At 65.7% G+C, this 2,999-nt stretch carries 3 protein-coding genes; all 3 read right to left on the minus strand.

Annotated elements, in window-relative coordinates; translation table 11 throughout:
* A partial coding sequence (locus tag ACM62R_RS03815; protein ID WP_415182737.1) for a cytochrome b occupies nucleotides 1–246 on the minus strand: 246 nt, incomplete at its 3' end.
* A 222-nt stretch (nucleotides 247–468) separates the two neighbouring features.
* Entirely contained in the window at nucleotides 469–2,559 is a 2,091-nt protein-coding gene (locus ACM62R_RS03820; RefSeq protein WP_415182738.1) for a hypothetical protein, read from the minus strand.
* On the minus strand, nucleotides 2,556–2,999 hold a 444-nt coding region (locus ACM62R_RS03825), incomplete at its 5' end, for a DUF4159 domain-containing protein (RefSeq protein WP_415182739.1). The genes ACM62R_RS03825 and ACM62R_RS03820, both read right to left, overlap by 4 nt.

Below are 2,999 nucleotides of genomic sequence, written 5' to 3' on the forward strand. Positions count from 1 at the left end.
GGCGGGGGGCGGTGGCGCCCCGCGACGCGCCCGCAGCGCAAGCCGCCACGCGACCAGCGCCAAAATCAGGATGCCGCCAAAAACGTGCAGGGCCACCATGGGGTTGAACGCTATCTGTTCGCCCTTTTCAAAGGCGTTCCACGCACGGGCCATTGCCCCGTTCAGCGTGAACTGCAACACGATCAATCCAGCAACAACCCAGTGAAGCCAGATCTGGGCAGCAGAGTAACCTTTGGGTTCGGTCATGGTACCTCACAAAATTATAGCGTTTAGCCGTTGTTTCCAAAACGCTGGGGTGCCGTATTTCCGTCTCTGGGCCAGGCGTTTTCGTCGATCTTTTTGGCAACTTAGCAACGGACAGACAAGCCCGGAACACCCCTTGTTATCACAGCAGGAATGGCCGGCCTGAAGTCGGCGCGGTTCAGGTGCACCACAACCACATTTCTGTTGACCTCGCGTTGATCTGGGTCAAACCGCGCGTTTGCGGCCGCGCCCTTCGATCACCCAGGCCGCGATGCTTAGTGCTGCTGAGAGGACAAGCCAAACCCACGCGGGCATCAGTGGCGCAACCGTGATGTCTGTGGTGGCCGACGCCCCGCGCGGCGTGATCCCGATCCAGCCGCGCCCGGCGCTGGCGCGGCCCGCGCGCACTGCGCGCACATCGGGAACACCGTCCCACAAGCGGTAAGCAGACCCGTTCGCCGCCACAATCGCTGCCGCCAGGGGTGCCTCATCTGCGATCGTCGCCTCAAACTCGCGTGGGCTGGCCGGACCCATCGCCACCACCCGTTCCAGATCATCTTGCTTCAGCCGGTAAAGCCCGGCTTGGGGTGCGCTCCAGCGGGCGGTAAAGCGGCCGGGCGCGGTTTCCTCCAGCGGCACCGAATAGTCTTGTCCATCGGGGCCTGTCACCGCGACCGGGCCTGCCGCTTCGGCCATCGTGCGCCGCACCAGAGTCAGCGTCAGGCTGCCCGGCTCCAACTCTGCATAAAGGGCTTCTTCCTCAAGCTCGGGCTCCTTCATCGCCCAATGGGCAATCCGGCGCAGCAGTTCCAGTTGCGGGCCGCCGCCCTCATAGCCCCGGTCCCAAAGCCACGCCTGATCCGAGGCCAGCAGCGCCACCCGCCCCTCGCCCGCCCGGTCCAGCACCAAAAGCGGTTTGTGATCGACACCCTCCATCACCACCTGCCCGCGCGCGCCGCCAAGGTCCAACTGGCGCAGCCAGCGGCCCCAATGCGGCGCGGCCGGGTCATCGGTCGGCGCGCCTTCCAGCGCGGCCGTGACCGGGTGGCGCGCCCCCAGCGCCGAGACCCGCGGCAGATAGGCCCCGTCCAACACCTTGCCCGTTGGTCGCGCCGGAAGAATATCCGCCAGCGAGGTCTGATAAAGGCTTTCCACCGTCGCAAACTCGGGCCCGGCGGCAATCAGCACGGCACCGCCGCGGGTCACATAATCACGGATATTGTCAAAATAGACGGCGGGCAGGATACCCCTTGCGCGGTAGCGATCAAAGATGATCAGGTCAAATTCGTCAATCTTGTCAACGAACAGCTCTTGCGTCGGAAAGGCGATTAGCGACAATTCAGCCACCGGCACACCGTCTTGTTTTTCCGGCGGGCGCAGGATGGTGAAGTGCACAAGGTCAACCGCGCTGTCAGATTTCAGAAGGTTGCGCCAGGTCCGTTCGCCCGCGTGGGGCTCGCCCGAAACCAAAAGCACCCGCAGCCGGTCGCGCACGCCGTTGATCTGCACCACCGCCTCATTGTTGCGGTCTGTCAATTCGCCCGCCACCGGGGCCAGCGTCAGTTGCACCACGTTCTGGCCGCCATGGTTAAGGGTCAACGGCAGTTCCATATCCTCACCGACGGGCACCTGATAGGTATTGGCGGGTTCACCGTCGATGCTGATTGTCAGGTCGGCCAGCGTGGGCGTGCCGCGCGGCACGGCACCCTGATCCTCAACCCGAAGCCGTATCGACACCGGCTCACCGATGATGCCAAAGGCGGGCGCAGTCTGGATGACCAGGCGGCGGTCCCAATCGTCGGGCTGGCCGGTCAGCAACACATGCAGCGGTGCGGGCATGTCGGGCGCAAGGGCGGCGTCATGCACCTGCCCGTCAGTGACCACAATCGCACCCGCAACGCGCGCGCGCGGCTCTTCGGCCAGTGCCTCGGCCAGGGCGGTGGCCACCAGCGTGCCTGCGTTTTCAGCGCCGTCGCCTACCCGGATCAGCCGCGTTTCAACCCCCGGCAGCGCGGCCAGTTCACCCTGCATCGCGGCCACCGCGCGGCCGGTCTGATCGGCGCGGCCGGGCAAGGTCTGGCTTGCGCTGCGATCTTCGACCAGCAGCACGATATCGGAAAGCGGGGTTTTTTCCTCGCGCTGAACGGCGGGCTGCGCCAGCGCGACCAAAAGCACCCCGGCGGCCAGCGCCCGAAGCGCCCACCCCGCCAGCCCCCGCCAAAGCGCGACCGCCAGCAGCACCAGCGCCACCGCAGCGCCCGCCCAGATCAGGGGCCAGGCCAGTAACGGCGCAAAGATCACGCTCAGCCCGCTCATTGCCCCAGCCTTTCCAGCAGCGCCGGCACATGGACCTGATCGGATTTGTAGTTGCCGGTCAGCACATGCATCACGATATTGACGCCAAAGCGAAAGGCAATCTCGCGCTGACGCTCGCCGCCCTGCCCGCGCCCCACCGGAAACATCGGCAGGCCGCGCGCATCGACCGCCCATGCCGACGCCCAGTCGTTTCCGCCAATCACCACCGGCGTCACGCCGTCATTGAGGTTGCGAAAGGGCATCCCCTCGGCAAGTTCGGCATCGGGGGGGGCGGCCTCGACCCAAATGGTCTGGCCCGAATAGCGGCCCGGAAAATCCTGGAGCAGATAAAAGGTGCGGGTCAGCACATGGTCCGGCGGGATCGGTTCCAACGGCGGAATATCCAGCGGTGCGGCCAGCGCCTGCAACCGGCGCCCGGTTTCCGTGGCCGCGCCAAAGCC

This window comes from Phaeovulum sp., assembly GCF_047638075.1.
Lineage (GTDB): Bacteria > Pseudomonadota > Alphaproteobacteria > Rhodobacterales > Rhodobacteraceae > UBA6197.